This is a genomic window from Pseudomonas sp. RL_5y_Pfl2_69 (assembly GCF_963970465.1).
GTDB lineage: Bacteria > Pseudomonadota > Gammaproteobacteria > Pseudomonadales > Pseudomonadaceae > Aquipseudomonas.
The window spans coordinates 165,462-185,954 of the sequence record NZ_CAXAOU010000002.1 but is presented as its reverse complement, the minus strand read 5'-3'; the positions used below and the strand labels follow the sequence as shown (position 1 = coordinate 185,954).

The window sequence follows — 20,493 nt, the reverse complement described above, 5'->3', positions numbered from 1 at the left end:
AAAGGACCCGGACTATGGAATTGACGCTGGAGGCAGTCGCCCTTTTCTCTCTCAAACTGGTGCATGAGACAGACGGTGGCAGCCCGATTTTGCGCGACGATCCGGCCATGAGCGACTACCAGCGGGACGTCTTTGCCTTTGAGCTGAACAAGGGCAACTTCGACGCCATCCAGCTTAAAGTCGAGCGATGCCTGGACCTGGCGCTTGAAGCGCTGGGCGGTGCGCATACGGCCATGGGACGAGAGTTGCTCAAGCTGTCCGGCGATTTCACACAGGCCCAAACCCTGGAACAGATGCACCCCGCGCTGCTGACGCTCAAGGATTACCTGAAAGAGGTGCAGTGATCACTGCCCCTGAGCCCGCGCTCGTGCCCGCCAACCGCCCGATCACGCCATTGAGTTGCGGGCCAAAACCGTTCCGGGCGTTTTCCCCGATGCGGTGACAACCGCCACAGGTATGGCGTTCAAGATTGCGGAACGCGCTCGATATAAGACTTGAAACACTGCCCCTTCACCTTGTTGCTGAACTTTTCTGCAGCAGCCCATTGTTTTTCTTTTGTATCTTCTACCGGGTATGCCTGGGCTTCGCGCAAAAATTGCACGCGCATTTTCTTGGTGATGTCCGAAGGCTCATGGTAGGCATCGTAAACATAATCAACGGGCCTGCCCTCCTGTCGACTCAACATGATTGAGGCCGCATCAAGTGCCCAGCCGTCGCAATAAGACACTTCGCCGTTACTGAACTGGATAACACCGTCCTTCATGGTCCAGGCCCCGGCTCCGCCCGCTACGAGCAAGCCCATTGCAGCTACCAGGGCTGACGCTGTCTTGCGCATGTTCATCTTCCTTCCCTGAAAAAAACCGGAGGGTATCACCGCATCAACATAAATGCTGAAAGCCTCTCGTGCTGCCCCTTGGCTTTTTTTTTCGCCAGCAGAAAAACGATGATCGCCGCCCGGCATCAATGTGGAGGATCTTGTCGATGCAATTGCCACTGGAATCAGTCGCCCTTTATGCACTCAAGCTGACATACGAGTCCGAAGGTTCGAGCCCGATTTTGCGCGACGACCCGGCCATGAGCGACTATCAGCGCGATGTCTTTGCCTTTGATTTGCGCAAGGGCGATATGGGCGGCGCGCAAACGGTCATGGGCCGTGAACTGCAAAAGATGGCCGCCGTTTTGAGCAGTGCACAGACCCCGGAGCAAATGCACCCGGCGCTGCTGACGCTCAAGGTTTACCTCAAGGACGTGCAGTAATCACTGCCCCTGGACGGACTCAATATAGGCCAGCAGGTTGTCGATCTTCTCCTGGTCGCTGATGCCCCAGAAGATCATCCGCGTGCCGCTCACCACTTTTTTCGGGGCTTCAATGTAGGCGGCCAGTTTTTCCCGGCTCCACACCACGCCTGAATTTTTCATGGCGTCGGAGTACAGGTAGCCCTCGCTGGTGCCCGCCTGACGTCCGATCACGCCATTAAGCTGCGGGCCAAAACCATTGCGCGCGTTAAGCCCGATGCTGTGGCAACCGCCACAGGTTTTAGTGAACAGCTTGCCCCCCGCTTCAGCATCCCCCGCGGCTATCGCACCGTTACTCAAAAAAACGGCACAGAAGCTCAGGGTCAACACGGCTGGGTACTTCATCGGCAGCTCCATCAGGTGAGGGTGTTCAGGCTCAGGCGGCAATTATGCCTGTACGGCTGCGCCGACACCTTGCTGGCGGTCAAAATCTGCTCTTACCCCGCAAATCCGCCTTCATCCAGAAACGTGCGCTCCTGCCCGGTGGTCTCGCGCCCAAGCACATCATTGCGATGGGGAAAGCGCCCGAATTGGCGGATGATCTCGGCGTGCTCTTGCGCCCATACGCTGGCTTGCGGGCCAAGGCTGTGATGCAGTTGCAACGACAGCTGCTGGTCGGCAGCGTCTTCGGAGTGCTCGAACGGCAAATAACAGAACAGCCGCAAGTCTGCTTCAAGCGCCTTGTCCATGCCGCCATCGATCATGTGCCGGGCGTAAAAGCGTGCCAGCGGGTCGGTGGCAAACATGTGCGCAGTGCCGCGAAATGAATTCCGCGGATACTGGTCCAGCAACAACAGCAAGGCCAGCGCGCCTTCGGGCTGCGCCATCCAGTGCTCAAGCTCGCGCCTGGCGGCCTGAAAATGAGCCCGGTAGAAGGTCTCGCGAAATACAGCATCGAACGCCTCATCCTTGGCGAACCAGTGCTTTGGCCCTGCCTGCTTCCAGAATTCAATCACCGCACCCGGCGTTGTTTGCCCATTGCTTTCGGTGGTTGCCACGGTCTTATCCTCAGTAGTTGACCAAGCCTCAACTGTAGGTCTGCTCCGCCAGCAACACCACTGCAATCAGGACCATCACCGCGCCGGACACCCGGCTGACGTTTTTCGCAGCAGCAGGCCGGGTCTGCAACACGGCCCGGGCGCTGAACCCGACCATGAGATACACCACCGCGCAACTGACCGCATGCAATGCACCCAGGGCAATGATTTGCGTGGGTATTGGCCAGGTCGACAGCGGGTCGGTAAATTGCGGCAAAAGGGCAAGAAACAACAACAGCACCTTGGGGTTCAGGCCGCTCACGCACAAACCTTTCCAGGCCCAGCGCGACCACGAGTCGGATACCTGCCCCTGCCCCGACTGAGGTGTCGCGGGGTCTCTGAGCATGCAAACCCCCAACCACAGCAAATACAAGGCCCCGGCAACTGTCAGCCCGGTGAGAATCATCGGATTGCGCGCCACCAGCCCCCCCACACCCGCGGCCACAATCACCGTGGCCAGCAGATGCCCGGACAACATGCCCGCCACCGCAGGCGTCACCAACCGCCCTCGCATGCCCGCAGAAATGGCGTAAGCCCAATCGGCGCCGGGAGTAATGATGAACAAAAATGACACCGCCCAAAAAGCGGCCAAGACGCTGAGAGTCAAAGGAATTTCCTTTCTACGCTGGAATCGTGATGGTTTTTCAGGCGCCGCAGCCCCCCTGCCTCTGCCAGCGTTAAAAGCGCCAGCGAGTAAAAGAAGAATAAGGAAATGCTGGTAGGATTATCTTTCGTTTATCCCAACCTATAGCCATCACAAGGGAAGGTTCTTCCACGTGGACCGAATAGACAGAAAGATTCTTGCGCAGCTACAGGCCGACGGCCGACTTTCGGTTACCGAACTGGCAGAACGGGTTGGCCTTAGCCTCTCGCCCTGCCATCGCCGCGTGCGGGCGCTCGAAGACTCAGGCGTGATCCTGGGCTATCGGGCCCTGCTGGCGCCCAGCGAGTTGGGCCTGAATTTTTCCGCGATGGTGTTCGTTACCCTGCGTGAAGTGACCCGTCAGGCGATTGCTGACTTTGAAACGGCGGTCATCGAAACCTCACAAATCGTCGATGCCCAACGGCTGTTCGGCGACCCGGATTATCTGCTGCATGTGGTCGCAGCCGACCTGCCAGCCTTCCAGCAGCTTTACGACGAGCGCCTGACCTCGCTGCCCAACGTCCAGCGCCTGACCTCAACGCTGGTGATGAAGCGGGTCATTCAGGACCGCATGCTGCCGCTGTGAGGCTGCATAAAAACATGTGGGAACTGGCTTGCCTGCGATGCAGACGATGCGCTGTCACTGCAAAACCGCAGTGATCCAATCGCGAGCAAGCCCGCTCCCACAGGGCGAGTGCAACCCCAACATTAATCCGCCAACGGCATCAACCCTGCTGCCAGGGCATCCAGCAAAACACGGACTTTGGGCAATGCCTGACGGCTTTTTGGCCACACCAGATTGATCGCCAAACCTTCGCTCGCCAGGTGGGGCAGCACTTCGACCAATGAACCCTCGGCCAGATGCTGCTTGATCAGCCAGGTGGGCAACTGGGCAATGCCGCACCCCGCCAGCACCGTCATCACTTGCCCTTCCCCATCTCCTACGATGTACCTGGCGGGCATCACCCGGCGCTCTATGTCTCCGGGGCGGCTGCCTGCAAAGTTCCAGGGGCTGACCGTGCCGTCGGCCCGCCCATAGGCCACACACTGGTGATGCTCCAGATCGCGGTCGGTCAAAGGCGTGCCGTGAATGCTCAGATAAGCTGGCGCGGCACAGAACACATGGCGCTCACGGCCCAGAAAACGGTGTTCCAGCGCAGCAGGCCAGATATCCGGCCCACCCACCCGCACGACGATATCCACACCCTCTTCGACCGGATCGATAAAGCGGTCCGAGAACGAAATGTGCGGCATCAACAGGGCATGTTTCTGGACACACTGCAAAATGACCGGCAACGCCTGCAACCGCCCAAAGGCTGCAGGCAAGTCGATGCGGATCCTGCCTTGCGGCTCTGCATTATCCGCCTGCATGGCCAGCTCGGCTTCTTCCAGCTCGGCCAGCACCCCGGTGCACGTGCGATAGAATGCCGCCCCGGCATCAGTCAATGCCAAGCGCCGGGTGGAGCGCTGAAACACACGTACCCCAAGCCTGTTTTCCAGGCGTGCGATGGCCTTGCTGATCGCCGAAGCGGTCAGGTTCAAGCGCTCGGCAGCTGCCCTGAAACTGCCTGAATCCGCAACACAGACAAAGACATCGATACCCTTCAAGCGCTCGGAAGAAAACATGCACGCCCCGCCATTAGTGAATTCAGTTCATCTCATTCGATAGAATGTATCGCAAATACGCCTGCACTTCCCCAGTAAGCTTGGCGCCAAGCCCTTACCCAAGCATCAGGCACTTTTTATGACCTCGCACAAACCCACCGTTCTAATCACCGGCGCCACGGGCCAGATCGGCGGCGACACCCTGCGCAACCTCATGGCCGACGACACCATCACGCTGGTCGCGGCAGTACGCTCCCCCGCCAAGGCCAAGCCCTTTGAAGACCAGGGCATTCGCACCGTGATCCTGGACTTCGATAAAGAAGAGACTCTGGCCCCGGCGCTGCAAGGCATCGATCGCGCCCTGCTCGTGACCGGCTATACCGTGGACATGCTGCGCCAGAGCAAGGCGTTTCTCGATCAGGCAAAACATGCCGGGGTGCAGCACATGGTGCATCTGGGCGCCTGCGGGCGTGACGACACCACCATCGGCCATTGGGCCTGGCACCAGTTCGTGGAGCGCTATATTGAATGGTCGGGCTTTTCGTTCACCCACTTGCGGCCCGAGTGTTTCATGCAAAACCTGCTCAGCTACGATGGCACCCAGGCCGTAAAAGCCGGGGTCATCGAGCAATACACCGGTGATACGCCATTCAGTTGGGTAGATGGCGAAGACGTTGCCCGAGTAGCCGCACAAGCACTGCTCAACCCGGCCAAACATGGGGGCCAGACCTACCGCCTGGGGTACGACGTGCAATCCTATGGCGATATCGCGGCCATCATGACCCGGGTGCTGGAGCAGCCGTTCAGCTACAACGCCCAGTCACCTGACGTATTTTTGGACAATATGCGCGCAGCCGGAGCCGAAATGGCCTACATGACGTGCGTAAAAGACAACTTCGCACGCATGGCTGCCGGGCAGATTCCCGGGGCCGACGAGACCTTTGACAACTTCTTCGAAATCACGGGCCGCCAGCCGGTGCGCTGGGAAGACTTTGTGCAAAAGCACCGCAAGGTATTTGCCTATTGATACAGCCCTTTAGCCGCTGGTACAGGCAGCGGCTAAAGGGTCTGTGATGCAGGCCGCAGGGCGTTACGCCAGTTGCTGACGCATCGCCAGTTCAACCCCGCGAATCTCGGCCAGGCCTTTGAGGCGACCGATCAGCGAATAGCCGGGGTTGCTCTTGCGGTGCTGGTCATCGAGCAACTGGTGGCCGTGGTCCGGGCGTAGTGGCAAGCGCGGGCCGCCTTCACGTTCACGACGCAGGTCCTCAGCAACCAGCGCACCAATCACCCCGACCATGTCCACATCGCCACCCAGGTGATGAGCTTCGTGGAAGCTGCGCGGATCCGCTTCGCGGCGGGTCGAGCGCAGGTGGGTGAAGTAAATGAAGGGCGCAAACTGTTTGGCCATCGCCACCAGATCATTGTCTTCACGCACGCCATAGGAGCCGGTGCAGAAGGTCAGACCGTTGGCCGGGCTTGGCGCAGCATCCAGCAGCCATTGCGCGTCTGCCGCGGTGGACAGGATACGCGGCAGGCCCAGCAGCGCCCGCGGTGGATCGTCCGGGTGAATGGCCATGCGCACTCCCGCCTCTTCCGCGACCGGGATCACTTCACGCAAGAAATGCCCCAGATGCTCGCGCAATTTCGCTTCGTCAATATCGGCGTAGGTGCGCAGCAAGGCGCGGAAATCTTCCAGCGTGTAATGCTCTTCGGCACCCGGCAGGCCCGCAATCAGGGTGTTGACCAGCTTCTCGCTCTGCTCGGGGGTGAGTGTGTCGAAATAGGCCTGGGCCTGCTGGATATCGTCAGTGCTGTACTCGGCCTGTGCTCCCGGGCGCTGGAGGATAAACAGGTCGAAAGCGGCAAAGGCGGTCTGGTCGAAACGCAGCGCCCAGCCGCCATCTTCCATCTCCCAGGCCAGGTCGGTACGGGTCCAGTCCAGCACGGGCATAAAGTTGTAGCAGACAATATCGATGCCGCAGCTCGCCAGATTGCGCACGCTCTGCTGGTAGTTGGCGATGTACTCGTCACGACGGCCACAACCGCGCTTGATGTCCTCATGCACCGGAATGCTTTCCACCACCGACCAGGTCAGGCCGGCGTCTTCAATCATTTGCTTGCGTGCGGCAATCGCTGCCACTGGCCATACCTGACCATTGGGGATGTCGTGCAATGCAGTGACAATGCCGGTCGCTCCGGTCTGGCGCACATCTGCCAGCGAAATCGGGTCCTGGGGGCCAAACCAGCGCCAAGTCTGTTCCATGTCTATCTCCCTTCTTGTTAGTTGTGTGCTGCAAAGTTTTTTAAGTGGCCAGCCATGCCTGTGTGTTCAATGGCGCTGTACGCGCGGTGAACCGCATCACGAAAGGCTGGACGCGCCGACAGTTCGGCCGCAAATACCTGCTGCAGATCAAGAAACCCGTCGACTCGCTGAGCACCTTCCAGGCTGCCCGCCACGTCGGCGAAAACGGCGTTTAGCGGGTCATCAACGACGTGCGGCAAAGGCTGCGTGCAGTAGTGGATCCAGGCCGCAATCCCCAATGCGATGCAGTCAATGTCACGCCCCGCATCAAGCAGCTGCTGCGCGCCTTGCAACCACCGCTGCGGCAGTTTTTGCGAGCCGTCCATGGCGATCTGGCGCAGGCGATGCTGCAGGCTGTCGTTGGCAAACCTCGCGCAAAGATCACGGGCGTAACCTGCGGTATCAATACCCGCGGGCATGGACAGGGTCGGCGCTGCTTCCTCGCCCATGTAACACTGGATAAACCGCAGCAGATCAGGATCGCTGATCGCGTCGAACACCGTCTCGTACCCCGCAAGCAAGCCGATATAGGCCAGTAACGAGTGACTGCCGTTGAGCATGCGCAGCTTCATGGTTTCGAACGGCCGCACATCATCGACCATCTGTACGCCCTCCACTTCCCAGTCGGGGCGGCCCTGAGGGAAGTGGTCCTCGATCACCCACTGGCTGAAGCTTTCGCACACCACTGCCGCGGGGTCCTGGCAGCCGAGCTGCTGCAGACCGCTGAACGCCTGCGCGTCCATGGCCGGAACGATGCGGTCGACCATGCAACCGGGAAACGCCACCTGTTGCTCGATCCACTGCGCCAGCTCGCTGCCTGGCTCCTCCAGCCCCATAACGGCCTGACGGGTACGCTGACCGTTATCCGGCATGTTGTCGCAACACAGCACGGTAAAAGCCGGGATGCCTGCCGCATGTCGGCGGCGCAAGGCCTCCAGCACAATTCCCGGTGCCGTACGCGGTGTCTGCGGACGGGCAAGGTCATGGACAATCGCCGGATCCTGCAGGCGCAACTGCCCCGTAGCCGGGTTCAGGCAGTAGCCTTTTTCGGTGACAGTGAGGGTGACAATCCGCGTGCGCGGGTCGGCCATACGCTGCAACAGTTGCTGCAGCTCCTCACCGCCATCACCCACATACAGGGCTTCGCGCATTACCCTGATATCGCGCAATGTCACCTGTTCGCGGTCACGGTATTCAGCCACCGTATAGCGGCATTGCTGCTCGCGCAGTTGCTCCACCAGCGTGCGATTGGAGCGCAAGTTGGCACTGCACACCCCCCACGGGCTTGCACCGTGGCGATTGAGATGGCGCTGCAAATAGACCGCTTGGTGGGCGCGATGAAACGCCCCCAGGCCCAGGTGCACAATCCCGATATCAGCCGCTGTGGCCACCGAAGGTACTCGTTCAACGACAGGCATCGACCTTCTCCTCACGCCGAAGCAGGCAAGACGCTGCCCGCTGGCGGCAGGGCGTCATCGATGACCGGAAGCGGTTTGACATAGCGCGCCACACACACTGCACCGATGATGGTCAGCACCCCCGCCAGCAGGAAGGCGCTGGTGAACGAGCCGGTGAACTGCACCAGAAAACCGGTCAGGGTCGGGCCGATGATGCCCGAGGTATTGGCCAGGAAGTGCATGAAGCCGCTGACACCACCGACGCGGGCGGCAGGCACCGTGTCCTGGATGATTGCCCAGTAAATGGCACCGGTGAGGTACAGGAAGAACACCGCCAGCGCCACCAGCGCGACCGCCGGATACAGGGTTTTGACGATCCCGGCAAAGCCGATGCACACGGCACACGCCAACAGACAGGTCACCAGCACTACCTTGCGCGAAAACATCATGCGCCCGGTTTTCTTGAACACGAAGTCGGAGATAAAGCCGCCCAACGCCAGGCCAAGGAAGCCCAGTACCCAAGGAATAACCGTGGCGATACTCATCTCCTTGACGTTAAGGCCGTGAGCCATGGTCAGGTAGCTGGGGAACCAGGTAAGGAAGAAGAACAGCGTGTAGTTGTACGAGAAGAACGCCAGCGAAGTGAACAGTACTGTCGGTTGCTTGAGGTAGTAGCGCAATGGATGAACCGGCTGGGCCGCCAACTCGCTCTGGCCTTCGCCCTGAGCGATCTCTTCAGCGATTTTGCCGGTTGGCTTGTCCTTGACGAACTTGTACCAGACCGCGGCCCATACCAGGCCAATCAGCATGATGATGATAAACGACACTTTCCAGCCGTAGCTGATGGCGATAAAGCCCACTACCGGCCCGGAAATCGCACCCCCCAAAGGGGTACCGGACATGGACGAGCCTAGTGCCCGCGCCCGCTGCTTGGGGGTGTACCAGTTGTTGACCATCTTGCTGGTGGTCACGCTGAGCGGGCCTTCACCCATGCCGAACAGGATGCGGATAAACACCAGCGACATAAAGCCCACGGTCAGCACCGTAAGGCCACTGAACAGCGACCACAGCACCATGGCCAGCAGCAGCGTGGTTTTTGCGCCGTAGCGGTCGGCCGCCCAGCCGCCGATAAAGTTGAATGCCGCATAACCGACAAAGAAACTACTGAAGATCATGCCCATCTCACCCGTGGTCAGACCGTAGTCTTTCTGGATGAAGGGGGCGGCGACGGACAATGCCGAGCGATCCAGGTAGTTAATAACGCCTGCCAGGAACAGCATGATGATGACTAAGGTACGACCTTGACCAAACATTGGAACCTCCCGCTTGTTGTTTTATTCGGTGAGGGTGCTCGCTGGGAGCACGTGAAACTGTGTGCGGTACGCAAAACTCGTAGCAGCTGCCGCAGGCTGCGTCCGGCAGCGAAGCTGTCGCAAGGTCAGGTTCCCCGGTGTATCAGGCAAACCAGGGACCCTGGATTTACGATTGCTGCGCAACCGAACGTAGCCTGCGGCAACTGCTACAAGATCTCCTTGGGGTTGAGTTGAACCAGCACCTTGCGCGTCTGCTCGGGATGGTTCTCGATCAAGGCGATCGCCTGCGGCATTTCATCGAAGTGGATGCGGTGGCTGATCATTTCCTGAACCTGCAATTTGCCGCTGGCGATCAACTCGATCACCCGGGCGAACTTGCGGTTGTTCAGCCGCGAACCCACCAGGGTCAGTTCTTTCTTGATCATTTCCAACTGCACCAGATCGGTTGGCGTGGTGCTGAACCCCAGCAGCCCGATACGCCCCGCCGCTGAGGCAATGCGCACCATTTGCGGCATCAATGCGGGAATGCAAGCGGCGTCGACAATCAGCGGCACACCTTCGCCAGCGGTCAATTCGCGCATCGTCGCTTCGACGTCCACGTCCTTGCCGTTCAGGGTGCGGCTGGCCCCAAAGGCACGGGCGGTTTCAAGGCGTTCGACAATCACATCGGTCACGGTGATGTCGGTCAGGCCCAGTGCCCGCGCCATTTGCACCAGGGTCAGGCCGATCACACCAGCGCCGTAAATCAGCAGGCTGTCACCCGGCTGCGGCTGCATACGGTCAAGCACGTTAAGGGCGATGGAGTACGGCTCCACTAAAGCCGCATGGCTGAGTGACATGCCGTCCGGCAAGCGATGAACATTGCTCGCCGGCACGCAGACCTGCTCACTGAAACCGCCGTCACGGTGTACGCCGATCACTTGCAGCTTGGTACAGACGTTGGGGCGATTGATCCGGCAGGGGTAGCAGGTGCCGCAGCTGATCACCGGGTCGATGCACACGCGATCACCGACCTTGATCTGGGCCACATCCGCACCCACGTCGCTGACCACTCCGGAGAACTCATGGCCGGTTACCCGCGGGAAGCGCACAAAAGCGTTCTGGCCGTGGATGATATGCAGGTCAGAGCCGCAGATACCGGCATAGGCCACATCGACCTTGACCTCATTGCGCGCCAGTTGAGGGGCGTCGACCTGGGCCAGGCCGAACTCAAAGGGAGCTCTTACTTGAAACGCTTTCATCGGGTAACTCCTGCCAGGGCATGACGCCCCGTTTTTTATAGTTATTAAACAGTCGAGCAATAAGCTTTTAAGCGGTATTACCAGTGCCAGAGCGTGCCGTCTTCCAGACGATTGACCGGCAGGCTGGCGCGTTTGTAGGGGTATCTGGCCGCCAGTTCTTCGTTGATGTCGACGCCATGGCCCGGTGTTTCACCTGGCGTGAAATGACCGTCCTCAAAGCGATAGGCATGGGGGAAGACTTCATCGGTCAGCGGGTCGTGAGGCATGTGCTCCTGGATGCCGAAATTGGGCACCCAGGTATCGAAATGCAGCGCCGCGCCCATGGTCACCGGCGACAGGTCGGTGGCGCCATGAAAGCCGGTACGCACCTGATACAGCGCGGCAAAATCAGCGATCCGCCGTACATGAGTGATGCCTCCCGCGTGAACCAGGGTGGCGCGGATATAGTCGATCAACTGCTCCTGAATCAGCTCGCGGCAGTCGTGGATCGAGTTGAACACCTCGCCCACGGCCAGCGGTGTGGTGGTGTGCTGGCGGATCAGACGGAAGGCTTCCTGGTTCTCGGCCGGCGTACAGTCTTCGAGCCAGAACAGATTGAACGGCTCCACCGCCTTGCCCAAGCGTCCCGCTTCAATCGGCGTGAGGCGATGGTGGACGTCATGCAGGATGTGCAGGTCGTCACCAAAGCGCTCGCGCACGGCGGCAAACAGCTTGGGCACATGGTTGAGGTATTTGGCGGTGTCCCACACATGCTCTGCTGGCAGGTCGCTGTCGGCTGGTTCATAGCGTTCGCCGCTGCGCTTGGCTACGCCATAGGTGGTGGCAATGCCGGGTATACCGCATTGCACACGCACCGCCTTGTAGCCCAGTTCAACATGACGGGCGACTTCGTCCAGGCAACCTTCGATGTCCTTGCCGGTGGCATGCCCGTACACCATGACCCGCTCGCGGCTCTTGCCGCCAAGCAACTGGTACAGGGGCATATTGGCGGCCTTGGCCTTGATATCCCACAGCGCCACGTCGACAGCGGCAATCGCGGTCATGGTGACCGGGCCACGGCGCCAGTAGGCACCGCGATACAGGTATTGCCAGATATCTTCGATGCGTTGGGCATCCCGCCCGATCAGCGCGGGCAGCACGTGTTCTTCGAGGTAGGCAACGACTGCCATTTCGCGGCCATTGAGGGTGGCATCGCCGATGCCGTAGACCCCGGAATCGGTGACAATTTTCAGGGTGATCAGGTTGCGACCCGGGCAGGTAACAATCACGCGCGCTTCAACAATCTTCATAGGTTCAGGCCTCGGCGACAGAAGAAAAGACAGGCATGTGCAGGTTCGGCATGGCGGCTGCGGGGATCAGTGCGCCGGGGTGCTGCACCACCTCCGCCGCCAGCTGGTGCCCCCAGCGCGCGGCCAGTTGTGGCGTACCGCCTTGCAAGCGGCAGGCAAGGTAAGCCGCACTGAATGAGTCGCCTGCCGCCGTGGTATCAACGATTCGCTGCACCTTCTCGGCGGGCACCTCGAAACGGCCGGCGGCGCACTGGATCAAGCACGCATCCGGACCACGCTTGAGTGCCACTTCGCCCACCCCAAACTGGGCATAAGCGCGAAACAAGGCCTCGTGATCGGCATAACCGAACAACGCGGCGTCATCTTCCCAGGTGATCAGGGCCAGATCGGTCAGGCGCAGCATGTCGCTGTATGCCTGGCGCGCTGAAGGCGCATCGGACCATAAATGGGGGCGGAAATTGTTGTCGAAGACAATGCGCGTGCCGCTCTCGCGGGCCAGACGCAGGGCCAGCATCAGGCGTTCGCGGCCGCCGGGGGTAAGGATCGCCAGGCTGATGCCGCTCAGGTAGACATAGTCGTAATCGGCCAGAGCACGCAGTACGGCATCCGCCTCAGGCCCGTCGAAAACCCGCCGGGCGGCGGCTTCGCCACGCCAGTAGGCAAAACGGCGTTCACCCTGGTCATCGGTCTGAATGAAGTACAGGCCCGGCAGCGCATCCTTGATCACCCGCACATGCTGATCGCCGACACCTTCATCGCGCCACAACTGACGCATGGCCGTGCTGAAAGCGTCCGCGCCAATGGCGGTTACATAGTCGGCAACAATTCCGTTGCCAGCGCCCAGGCGGGACAAGTACACCGCCGCATTGAGCGTATCGCCACCGAAGGTCTGGCTGAACACGGCACCCGGCTGGCCGCGCATCTCGATCATGCACTCGCCCACCAGTGCCACCCGCAGGGGCTGGGTCAAATTGGCCTGTGGGCAATGCCCGAGGGTTACCGTCATCTCTGCGCGCCTTGTTTTTATGGGTCGCTTTGCGTCGACACAGGCACCAGAGAGTGACAGTGCGTCGAGCTGATTATTATTTTTGGAACGGCGTTTCATTTTTTCGCTTGAGGCCGAGTTTAATCAAAATCCGAACACCGTCAAGAAAAATGAAACAGCGTTTCGATTCTCTACGGTATATCCTTGTTTTTTTAAATTGCGTTGGAGCCTTCATGGACAACAGCACCACCCAGAACAACGAACTCGTCTCTGCCGTCGGCCGGACCATGGCTGTGCTTGAAGCCCTGGCCGAACACCCGGAAGAGAGTGGCGTTTCCGAAATTGCACAGAAGCTGGACATGTCAAAGAGCACGGTCTATCGCTTTTTGCAGTCACTCAAGGCGCGTGGTTATGTGGTTCAGGATGCGGAAGACCGCTACCGCCTGAGCGTGCGGCTGTTCGAGCTGGGGGCCCAGGCCCTGCCACATCTGGATATCGTGCGCGAAGCCGAACCTGGCATGCGCCGCATCAACGAACTGACTGGCGAGACCGTGCACCTGGGCATCCTCGACGAAGGCAGCATCGTCTACGTGCACAAGATCGACTCCAAATACAACTTGCGCATGTACTCGCGCATCGGACGCCGGGCGCCGTTGTACTGCACCGGCATCGGCAAGGTACTGCTGGCCTGGCTGGAAGAAGACGAGCTGCTTGCTCTCCTGCGTGAAGAAAGCTTCGAGCGGCGCACCGCCAACACCCTCACCAGCATCGACGCCTACCTGCAGGAACTGGCGCTGGTTCGCGAGCAGGGTTATGGCGAAGACCATGAAGAATTCGAAGACAACATGCGTTGCCTCGCAGCTCCCATCCGCGACCGTTTCGGCCATGTGATTGGCGGCATGAGCGTGTCGTTCCCGTGCTTTCGCTTTCGCGAAGAACTGAAACAGGACTATGTGAAGCAGCTGATGGTGGCTTCGCAGCAGGTTTCAAGCCAGTTGGGCTGGCATCCGTAAGGGTGAAGCAAGGGGCTGCTGCGCTGCGCAGGAAAGTGCAGCACTTGCCTCTAACGCGAATAAAACCCAACTGCAACAAGCTCCTTGAATGCGATAAACTGCCCGCCGTTTAAAAGTCGGCAAGGACTCTACCCGGCCTGCCTCTCGCACAAGGATCGTCATGTTAAAACCCTCATTCCCCCTCGTCCTTGCCGCCCTCCTGGTGGCTGGCTGCCAATCCAGCACCCGCGCCCCGGACAAACCGTCCAGGCTCACCCCAGCCCAGGAAAAGGAGCAGGCCCTGCAACGCGGGGTTTATGAAAAGCTGATCAGCAAGGTGCTTGCCCGAGAGGCTGATCTGGCTAACGCCCAGGGCCGCAATGGCAGCTTCAACCTGGTGATCACCGTTGACGACAAGAACCGCATCATCGGTTGCGACACTCAACCCAACACGAAACTGGATAACCGGATCTACCCCTACAACCGCACACTGGCGACCGATCTGGTGTCAATCTGCTGGACCGCGGTGTTCCCCGAGCTGCCTTCATCACTGATCAGTACCAGGACCAGAACGGCTAAAGTCGTCGCTCCGGTCGCGGTTTATCCCCTCACCGGGCTCAGTGCCGAAGAACGCGAACATCGCGCGGCAGCGTTGCTGGACAAGGCGCAAAACGATTTTCTGTTCAAGCACTTGCTTGCCCCGCTGCCCATCGACAGCATCGGTGTCGCCACGCTCATGATGATGAGCGACAGCACAGGCAAGGTGCTGGAATGTGCGGCCAGTCTGGATCCCCATGCCCTGCGTCCCGCTGAGTTCAAGCAGGACGATACCTTGCTTGCCAGCCTGGTCCAGCGCTGCAAGCAAATGAACCTGAGCACCATGCCGGGCTTTGAACCCAACGCCAGAGGGATAGGCAGCGCATTCCACAGAATCGAGTACTCGCCCTGGAAAGCCGGACTCAAGACCCCTGCGACGTCAGATTCCGAGTGATGCCATCGCGAGCAAAAGGGGCCGTGTGAAGCGCTCTGTTCTCACAGGCTTCTCACACTCACAAACCCGGAGGTCAGCCCGAACACCTCAACCCCTTGGGCAGTGGATTGGCCAATTGTGACCTCCCGCCGCACCACTGGCGCGTCCAGGTTTTCACGGTGCTCTACGAACATGGCATCACCGGCCTGTTCCACGGCTGCGTGGGGGATGATGAAACTGTTCTCGTTGCGGTATGTCACGATGGTCATGTGGACACTCATGCCCAACCGGACATTTTTGAAATCGCCAGCCTCGGGGGCATTTACGGTGATGGTGACCGGGAATCTGGCAGCACTACCAGCGTTGTCATCCTGAACGGCCAACTGACTGATGGCGCTGACGTAACCACTGAGTTGCCGCCCCGAAAAGCCATCGCCGGCTATAGCTACGTCCTGGTTCAGGACAAATTTGTTCACGTCCGACTCCGCCACTTGGGTAACAACCTTGAGACCTTTCAAGTTGCCCAGCTTGATGAGCTGCTGGCCTGTAGCCAAAAGAACGCCCCGGTGCAGCCCCCCCGCTTCGCCCGCTGTCGACTGCGGCGCCCCAAGGGACAACACAACACCCGAAAACGGAGCATGGAGCGTCTTGTGTTCCAGTAAGGCGCTTAGCTGTTGATGGGCGATGGATGCATTCTGGTACTCCATATCGGCAATGGTTCTGGCCTCACCCTTGCCGGCTGCCTGCACATGCTTGAGCTCGATTTTGGCAGCCGTCAGCTCAAGCGACTGCAGGTTATGTTGCTGCTTCAAGGCATCGCGCTCGTTACGCGGAACAATACCTTTTTGATACAGCTCCTCGACCTGAGAAAGCTCAACTTCAAGACTGCCCGCATACAGTTCGGCCACTCTGAGCGCTTGCCTGGCTCGCATCATCTGCTGCCCCGTCGCCCATGCCTCGTAGACTTCAAAGGCCTGCTGCATTTTCAGTTTGTTGGCCAGAGCATCCCTGACCTTGATTTCTAGCAGCGCCGTATCGAGCGACAGTAATGCCTGCCCCTGTTCGACCTGCATACCGGGCCGCAACTCATTGGCCAAGGCAAAACCTTCAAAAGGAGCAGTGATGATGGTTGTCTCAACCGGTTCGATTTTGCCGACCAGGCCGATTTCATGCTCCAGCTTCTGACTACTGACCGCCACCCAGGTAACGGGGCCGTCCGGGGTCGCCGGCAGGAGCAAAACCAGGGCCAAGGTCAGCAGCAGGCCCAAAGCTGCAAAATACTTCCAGCGCCCCGCCAGGGCATTGGACCGATCAAAAACTCTCAAGTGATATCTCCCAGCTCTCCAGCATCACGCCCAGCAGCACATCCAGCTGGGCTCTGGCATCCAGATATGAAATCTTCGCGCTCAAATTGGCATCTTCAGCCGCACGTAAGTCGGCTTCAAAACTGATGATTTGAAAGTTGCTGGATCGGCCAGCATTCAACTTGTCGTTCTCGATGGACAGCTTGCGTCTGGACAGGTCCATGACCCGCTGGGAAATTTCAAGCTGACGCCAAAGAGTGTTCAGGCCCCGAACGGAATCGGTGATCTGACGCTTCAAATCGATAAGCGCCTCCTCCTGATACAACTGCTGCTGCTCAACCAGAGTCTGGGCATTGACCTTGCCCTGGCGGATGCTGATATCTCCAATAGGAATCTCCAGCTTCAGACCTGTGTAACTGTCCCACGTCCGATTGGAGCCATTGATGCTGTGATTGTCCCGTTGCTGATTGACGCCTGCCACCAACGACACATCCCAACGCCCCCGGTCTTGCGCGACCAACAAGTTGATCGATGCCTGTTCGCTCTGTAACAGTGTCGCCAGGTATTGCGGCTGCCTGGCCTGCGCCACTTTCAGCGCAGTCGCCTGATCAATATCAAGCCGAGTCACTTGCAGGGTGTCACTGGCACGCACAGGCGTCTCCAGATCGAGTGCCAACAGCTTGAGCATCACTAATCGACTCGCCTCCAACTGATTTTTCGCCTCTTCTACCGCCAACTCCTGTGTCGCGATATCCGCCTCGATCTGGACAACGTCAAACTCCGCTACTCGACCCGCACCAATCAGCTGTTTGTTGATATTGAGCAGCGAGACGGCCCGACCAAGCGCCTCCATAGCAAGCGTTACCTGAGTCTGGGATTTCATCAGCGTACGGTAGGCCGCGATGATGTCGTACAGGGTTTTGGAGACGCTCGCCTTCACATTCAACTGGTTGACTTGCTCGGTCAATTTGGCCAGGCGCAAGGGTGCCGTCGTGACTTCTTTACCTGCCCCCCTGAGCAACGGTTGAGTCAACGTCAGCCCCAGGCCATCACTGCTGATGTCACCCGAATTTTTCGTGGCATTGAGCTGCTGGTTCCAGCTCAGATCAATGTTGGTCCCATACTCACCCAGCAGGCTCACCTTGGGCGTAATGCCAGTAGAGCGACTGCTGTCGACGCTGCCCCTGGATAGCCGGTGAGTACCACTGAGCTTGAGTTTTGGGTTGAACAGGTCATCTGCCACGAGCAAATCGAACTTCTCCCGCAAACGCTGGAGCTTGAGGTTGCGGATGCTGTAGTTGCGGCGCAGGCCCAACGAAACAGCTTCAGCCAGGGACAGATCGATGGAGTGCTGACTCAACAAGTCACTGCGCAACTCGCTCTGGTGCGGCACGCTGGCGTCGACTCGAGCCGGGGCGGCTGCCAGCTGTTTCGACAAGATCAAAACACAGCACGCAGCGCTTGTAACAACCGCTAATTTAATCATCACGGAGCGCCTCTACAGGCGTAAGGCGCGAAGCCGCAATTGCAGGTTTCAACCCAAAGAAAACGCCGACCAGTAACGTGCTTAAAACACCCAACGGGATGGACAGCATCGCCAACTCAAATGCCCACCCCGATATCACGGCATACAGCCAGGCCAGCGCTATACCCACGCCCGCACCCAACACAGCACCCAGCGTACTGAGCGCGAGCGCTTCGATTAGAAACAGATTGCGTATGTCCTGGCGGCGAGCGCCAATAGCCATCCGCAAACCGATTTCAACACGTCGCTCGGAAACGTTCATATACATAACATTCATAACAGCCACACCGCCGCCCACCAGAGCAATAGCACCGAGTGCAATCAACAGATAATGGAACGTTCTATTTTGGCGGTTCATACCCTCGATTATCTGTTGTGGAACCATGATTTGAACTGAACGAAATTCAAAAGCACGGGCCAACTGATCATGTAACCGCAGGGCAGCAATTTCAATATTGAGTGGGGGAGAAACACGGACAATCAGATCACGCAGCGCGGTCTGGCTTTCTACTCGGGAAATAGCATGCAACGGTATAAAGACCGAATCGTCGACAACAACAGGACTGACAATCGAGTTCGTCTTCGATTTCAAAATACCCACAACCTTAAACAAGTAGTTATTGATATTAAGCCAATCACCTACTTGGATTCTAGAACCGGCCTCACTCAACGAGACGGCGACTTGATGACCGAGAACAACAACGTTTTCTTCACGATCAAACTCATGCAGGAATCGCCCCTTAAGTAACGATAGCGTGATCACATCAAATAAAGAAGACTCGGTACCGACAAGGCGGGCATTGACTGAACGATTATTAAACACCAGGCTGATGGAGGCTAATACTGTCGGTGTTATCCGCAGCCCTGGGAGATCCAACCCCTCGATTTTCGCAGCATCTATAGAGAGCAACGACACCTGCGCTTCCTCTTTATCCGGCAACTGTGCGACTAACGTATCGGTCCCCATACCCTGAAATATAGAGGCCGCATCGAGTCCCGCGTTGTGCCCGATATTGATGATCGCAACAATGGAGGCGCTGCCTATTACGATACCCAGAAGCGCCAAGGCCGAACGTCTGGACAATGTGCGAAAACTGTCAAGTGCATCTTCAACAGCCTGATTCAATGGGAGCATTATTAACGTACTCAAAGGACGGATGTTCCCATCTCCTCAACCCTGCCACCACGCACCCTGATTTTTTTTTGCATCAGATGCGCAACTTGATTGTCGTGGGTCACAATCAACAACGTGACCCGTTGTTTTTTTTGTATCGACAACAATAACTCAAGTATTTCACGGGCAGTTTCACTGTCCAGGCTACCCGTCGGTTCATCGGCAAGAATCAAGGAGGGTTGACCTATGAGCGCGCGTGCAATCGCCACTCGTTGCTTTTGTCCCCCTGACAAATCGGCAGGTTTGAAGCGGGCACGATCCGCCATACCAACCCTGTCTAACATCTGCATGGCTTGTTCTAGAGCGCGCGCACGATCAACCCCCCTATAGCGGAGCGGTAAGGCCACATTCTCCAGAACACTCAAGCGGGCAATTAAATTATAATTCTGAAAAATAAATCCTATTTCTAACTTTCTAAGCATTGCCAGCTCATCACTCTGAGCATTTGCAACTGAATGCCCCATCAGTAGATAGTCGCCCTCATCAGGAAAATCCAGTAAACCTATAATACTCAGAAGCGTACTTTTACCTGAGCCAGACGGCCCAACAATAGCGCAAGTTTCTCCCGCACCCACCTGAAAGTCGACATGCTTTATAACCTGAAGGGTCTTTGCGTCATGACGGTAACTTTTACTGATACCTTTCATAGAAATACATATCAAATTATCCATGACAACCATTAACCCTTTAAAAACAGTGACTCGTTGTTAGCCCAGGAGAGGGAGAGCACGCGAATACGACAACTGCATGGCAGGAGAACGTAATCACTAGAATTTAAACATCAAGCAATCTCTTTAGATGCACATAACAACAGCAAGAAATTTTACTTTTCAAGCCGCGCGCACCTGCGGGTGACTTCACACCGACAAGAGCGCGCAGCCACTGCACTATCCGCAGACAGTCATCAGCACTGCCCGCACAGACATAAATAACTTACAGAGTAAGTACTTTAGAAGCCTTGCACTTCGGATCCGCCCCAGACTTATCAAAAACAAACTCAATACCAACACTAACCGGATAGCCTGGAACGCGAGTCAACCACCTGCTCAAAGCCACCTCACGCCACCAGTCGTCCTGCCTCAAGTTATCCAGCGAGTAAACACCCATAGCGACGGTACTACTCGAATTGCTCATGCCCATATTAAGATTGGCTTTATTACCACCGTTCTGAAGCCCTAACCTTGTGATTTTGTACTTTTGTATATGCGCCGAAACGGCACGCGTTTTTGGGTCTATAGTATATATACCAGACGCACGCCCAACAAAATTACCATTGCTACAACCAAGCGCAAACTCTTTGGTTATCAAATTAGAGTTAGCATTCGCAGAAACACTGACAAACATAGCGCTGCTCGCAAGCGAACAAGCAACCAAGGCCAACCTAAAAGATCGATTAATCATCATGCTTACCTATATT

22 protein-coding genes and 1 pseudogene are annotated in these 20,493 nt (G+C 57.8%); 6 read left to right on the top strand and 17 right to left on the bottom strand.

From position 1 onward, the window contains the following. Positions 1-14 precede the first annotated feature (14 nt). Positions 15-344 carry a hypothetical protein gene (locus AACY07_RS04110; protein ID WP_219260882.1) on the top strand — a complete coding sequence of 110 codons (330 nt, stop codon included), beginning with the start codon at positions 15-17 and terminating at the stop codon, positions 342-344. A gap of 16 nt (positions 345-360) precedes the next feature. Here AACY07_RS04110 and AACY07_RS04105 read toward each other — a convergent pair. Continuing rightward, positions 361-456 (bottom strand): annotated as a pseudogene (locus tag AACY07_RS04105) (c-type cytochrome); the annotation flags it as partial. A gap of 7 nt (positions 457-463) precedes the next feature. Continuing rightward, a complete protein-coding gene (locus AACY07_RS04100) occupies positions 464-961 on the bottom strand; it encodes a hypothetical protein (protein ID WP_339473555.1) in 498 nt (165 codons plus the stop codon). A 20-nt stretch (positions 962-981) separates the two neighbouring features. On the opposite strand from AACY07_RS04100, the gene AACY07_RS04095 reads away from it, so the two are divergent. Next, on the top strand, positions 982-1,257 hold the full coding sequence (locus AACY07_RS04095) for a hypothetical protein (RefSeq protein ID WP_339473554.1): 276 nt from the start codon (positions 982-984) through the stop codon (positions 1,255-1,257). Here the strand turns inward: AACY07_RS04095 and AACY07_RS04090 are convergent, their stop codons facing one another. The 3 genes from AACY07_RS04090 to AACY07_RS04080 all read right to left on the bottom strand — a co-directional run bounded on the left by AACY07_RS04090 (position 1,258) and on the right by AACY07_RS04080 (position 2,940). Further along, entirely contained in the window at positions 1,258-1,641 is a 384-nt protein-coding gene (locus tag AACY07_RS04090) for a c-type cytochrome (RefSeq protein WP_326398435.1), read from the bottom strand. 92 nt (positions 1,642-1,733) lie between these two features. Next, on the bottom strand, positions 1,734-2,294 hold the full coding sequence (locus AACY07_RS04085; protein ID WP_339473553.1) for a DUF924 family protein: 561 nt from the start codon (positions 2,292-2,294) through the stop codon (positions 1,734-1,736). A gap of 28 nt (positions 2,295-2,322) precedes the next feature. Next, positions 2,323-2,940, bottom strand: coding sequence for a LysE family translocator (locus tag AACY07_RS04080; protein ID WP_339473552.1), 618 nt, complete (start codon positions 2,938-2,940; stop codon positions 2,323-2,325). Between the two features lie 169 nt (positions 2,941-3,109). Between AACY07_RS04080 and AACY07_RS04075 the strand changes: the two genes are divergently transcribed. Further along, entirely contained in the window at positions 3,110-3,562 is a 453-nt protein-coding gene (locus AACY07_RS04075; protein ID WP_133079528.1) for an Lrp/AsnC family transcriptional regulator, read from the top strand. A gap of 122 nt (positions 3,563-3,684) precedes the next feature. Here AACY07_RS04075 and AACY07_RS04070 read toward each other — a convergent pair whose 3' ends face one another. Beyond that, positions 3,685-4,602, bottom strand: a complete 918-nt coding sequence (locus AACY07_RS04070) for a LysR family transcriptional regulator (protein WP_339473551.1) — start codon at positions 4,600-4,602, stop codon at positions 3,685-3,687. Positions 4,603-4,720: 118 nt separating this feature from the next. On the opposite strand from AACY07_RS04070, the gene AACY07_RS04065 reads away from it, so the two are divergent. Next, the gene (locus tag AACY07_RS04065; RefSeq protein WP_339473549.1) at positions 4,721-5,608 is read left to right on the top strand and encodes an SDR family oxidoreductase; all 888 of its coding nucleotides are present in this window, start codon (positions 4,721-4,723) and stop codon (positions 5,606-5,608) included. A 63-nt stretch (positions 5,609-5,671) separates the two neighbouring features. Here AACY07_RS04065 and uxuA read toward each other — a convergent pair whose 3' ends face one another. The 6 genes from uxuA to AACY07_RS04035 all read right to left on the bottom strand — a co-directional run bounded on the left by uxuA (position 5,672) and on the right by AACY07_RS04035 (position 13,132). Then, entirely contained in the window at positions 5,672-6,847 is a 1,176-nt protein-coding gene (gene uxuA / locus AACY07_RS04060) for a mannonate dehydratase (RefSeq protein WP_326398438.1), read from the bottom strand. A 17-nt stretch (positions 6,848-6,864) separates the two neighbouring features. Continuing rightward, on the bottom strand, positions 6,865-8,304 hold the full coding sequence (locus tag AACY07_RS04055; protein WP_339473547.1) for a mannitol dehydrogenase family protein: 1,440 nt from the start codon (positions 8,302-8,304) through the stop codon (positions 6,865-6,867). Between the two features lie 11 nt (positions 8,305-8,315). Then, positions 8,316-9,596, bottom strand: a complete 1,281-nt coding sequence (locus AACY07_RS04050) for an MFS transporter (protein WP_339473545.1) — start codon at positions 9,594-9,596, stop codon at positions 8,316-8,318. A 206-nt stretch (positions 9,597-9,802) separates the two neighbouring features. After that, the gene (locus AACY07_RS04045; protein WP_339473544.1) at positions 9,803-10,837 is read right to left on the bottom strand and encodes a Zn-dependent oxidoreductase; all 1,035 of its coding nucleotides are present in this window, start codon (positions 10,835-10,837) and stop codon (positions 9,803-9,805) included. 77 nt (positions 10,838-10,914) lie between these two features. Next, entirely contained in the window at positions 10,915-12,126 is a 1,212-nt protein-coding gene (manD, locus tag AACY07_RS04040; RefSeq protein ID WP_133079522.1) for a D-mannonate dehydratase ManD, read from the bottom strand. Between the two features lie 4 nt (positions 12,127-12,130). Further along, a complete protein-coding gene (locus AACY07_RS04035) occupies positions 12,131-13,132 on the bottom strand; it encodes a sugar kinase (RefSeq protein ID WP_339473541.1) in 1,002 nt (333 codons plus the stop codon). 212 nt (positions 13,133-13,344) lie between these two features. On the opposite strand from AACY07_RS04035, the gene kdgR reads away from it, so the two are divergent. Both kdgR and AACY07_RS04025 read left to right on the top strand, forming a co-directional pair. Then, entirely contained in the window at positions 13,345-14,124 is a 780-nt protein-coding gene (kdgR, locus tag AACY07_RS04030) for a DNA-binding transcriptional regulator KdgR (RefSeq protein WP_019823736.1), read from the top strand. Between the two features lie 160 nt (positions 14,125-14,284). After that, a complete protein-coding gene (locus AACY07_RS04025) occupies positions 14,285-15,094 on the top strand; it encodes a hypothetical protein (RefSeq protein ID WP_339473539.1) in 810 nt (269 codons plus the stop codon). A gap of 41 nt (positions 15,095-15,135) precedes the next feature. Here the strand turns inward: AACY07_RS04025 and AACY07_RS04020 are convergent, their stop codons facing one another. The 5 genes from AACY07_RS04020 to AACY07_RS04000 all read right to left on the bottom strand — a co-directional run bounded on the left by AACY07_RS04020 (position 15,136) and on the right by AACY07_RS04000 (position 20,477). Beyond that, positions 15,136-16,398, bottom strand: a complete 1,263-nt coding sequence (locus tag AACY07_RS04020) for an efflux RND transporter periplasmic adaptor subunit (RefSeq protein ID WP_339473537.1) — start codon at positions 16,396-16,398, stop codon at positions 15,136-15,138. After that, positions 16,385-17,863 (bottom strand): TolC family protein, encoded by a 1,479-nt coding sequence (locus AACY07_RS04015; RefSeq protein ID WP_445261350.1) that lies wholly within the window; start codon positions 17,861-17,863, stop codon positions 16,385-16,387. The genes AACY07_RS04020 and AACY07_RS04015 overlap by 14 nt, the downstream gene beginning before the upstream one ends. After that, positions 17,856-19,052: an ABC transporter permease gene (locus AACY07_RS04010; RefSeq protein ID WP_445261349.1), complete on the bottom strand. Its 1,197-nt coding sequence runs from the start codon at positions 19,050-19,052 to the stop codon at positions 17,856-17,858. Before AACY07_RS04010 ends, AACY07_RS04015 begins: the two co-directional genes overlap by 8 nt. Further along, entirely contained in the window at positions 19,049-19,747 is a 699-nt protein-coding gene (locus AACY07_RS04005) for an ABC transporter ATP-binding protein (RefSeq protein WP_339473534.1), read from the bottom strand. Before AACY07_RS04005 ends, AACY07_RS04010 begins: the two co-directional genes overlap by 4 nt. 262 nt (positions 19,748-20,009) lie before the next feature. Beyond that, positions 20,010-20,477 (bottom strand): hypothetical protein, encoded by a 468-nt coding sequence (locus tag AACY07_RS04000; protein WP_339473532.1) that lies wholly within the window; start codon positions 20,475-20,477, stop codon positions 20,010-20,012. Positions 20,478-20,493: the final 16 nt, after the last annotated feature.

Excerpts from the sequence above, each read along its gene's own strand:
- uxuA (WP_326398438.1), bottom strand. The coding sequence starts at position 6,847 with ATGGAACAGACTTGGCGCTGGTTTGGCCCCCAGGACCCGATTTCGCTG.
- AACY07_RS04005 (WP_339473534.1), bottom strand. The coding sequence starts at position 19,747 with ATGGATAATTTGATATGTATTTCTATGAAAGGTATCAGTAAAAGTTAC.
- AACY07_RS04045 (WP_339473544.1), bottom strand. The coding sequence starts at position 10,837 with ATGAAAGCGTTTCAAGTAAGAGCTCCCTTTGAGTTCGGCCTGGCCCAG.
- AACY07_RS04035 (WP_339473541.1), bottom strand. The coding sequence starts at position 13,132 with ATGACGGTAACCCTCGGGCATTGCCCACAGGCCAATTTGACCCAGCCC.
- manD (WP_133079522.1), bottom strand. The coding sequence starts at position 12,126 with ATGAAGATTGTTGAAGCGCGCGTGATTGTTACCTGCCCGGGTCGCAAC.
- AACY07_RS04095 (WP_339473554.1), top strand. The coding sequence starts at position 982 with ATGCAATTGCCACTGGAATCAGTCGCCCTTTATGCACTCAAGCTGACA.
- kdgR (WP_019823736.1), top strand. The coding sequence starts at position 13,345 with ATGGACAACAGCACCACCCAGAACAACGAACTCGTCTCTGCCGTCGGC.
- AACY07_RS04065 (WP_339473549.1), top strand. The coding sequence starts at position 4,721 with ATGACCTCGCACAAACCCACCGTTCTAATCACCGGCGCCACGGGCCAG.
- AACY07_RS04000 (WP_339473532.1), bottom strand. The coding sequence starts at position 20,477 with ATGATTAATCGATCTTTTAGGTTGGCCTTGGTTGCTTGTTCGCTTGCG.
- AACY07_RS04090 (WP_326398435.1), bottom strand. The coding sequence starts at position 1,641 with ATGAAGTACCCAGCCGTGTTGACCCTGAGCTTCTGTGCCGTTTTTTTG.
- AACY07_RS04025 (WP_339473539.1), top strand. The coding sequence starts at position 14,285 with ATGTTAAAACCCTCATTCCCCCTCGTCCTTGCCGCCCTCCTGGTGGCT.
- AACY07_RS04110 (WP_219260882.1), top strand. The coding sequence starts at position 15 with ATGGAATTGACGCTGGAGGCAGTCGCCCTTTTCTCTCTCAAACTGGTG.
- AACY07_RS04070 (WP_339473551.1), bottom strand. The coding sequence starts at position 4,602 with ATGTTTTCTTCCGAGCGCTTGAAGGGTATCGATGTCTTTGTCTGTGTT.
- AACY07_RS04050 (WP_339473545.1), bottom strand. The coding sequence starts at position 9,596 with ATGTTTGGTCAAGGTCGTACCTTAGTCATCATCATGCTGTTCCTGGCA.
- AACY07_RS04100 (WP_339473555.1), bottom strand. The coding sequence starts at position 961 with ATGCCGGGCGGCGATCATCGTTTTTCTGCTGGCGAAAAAAAAAGCCAA.
- AACY07_RS04055 (WP_339473547.1), bottom strand. The coding sequence starts at position 8,304 with ATGCCTGTCGTTGAACGAGTACCTTCGGTGGCCACAGCGGCTGATATC.
- AACY07_RS04015 (WP_445261350.1), bottom strand. The coding sequence starts at position 17,863 with ATGATTAAATTAGCGGTTGTTACAAGCGCTGCGTGCTGTGTTTTGATC.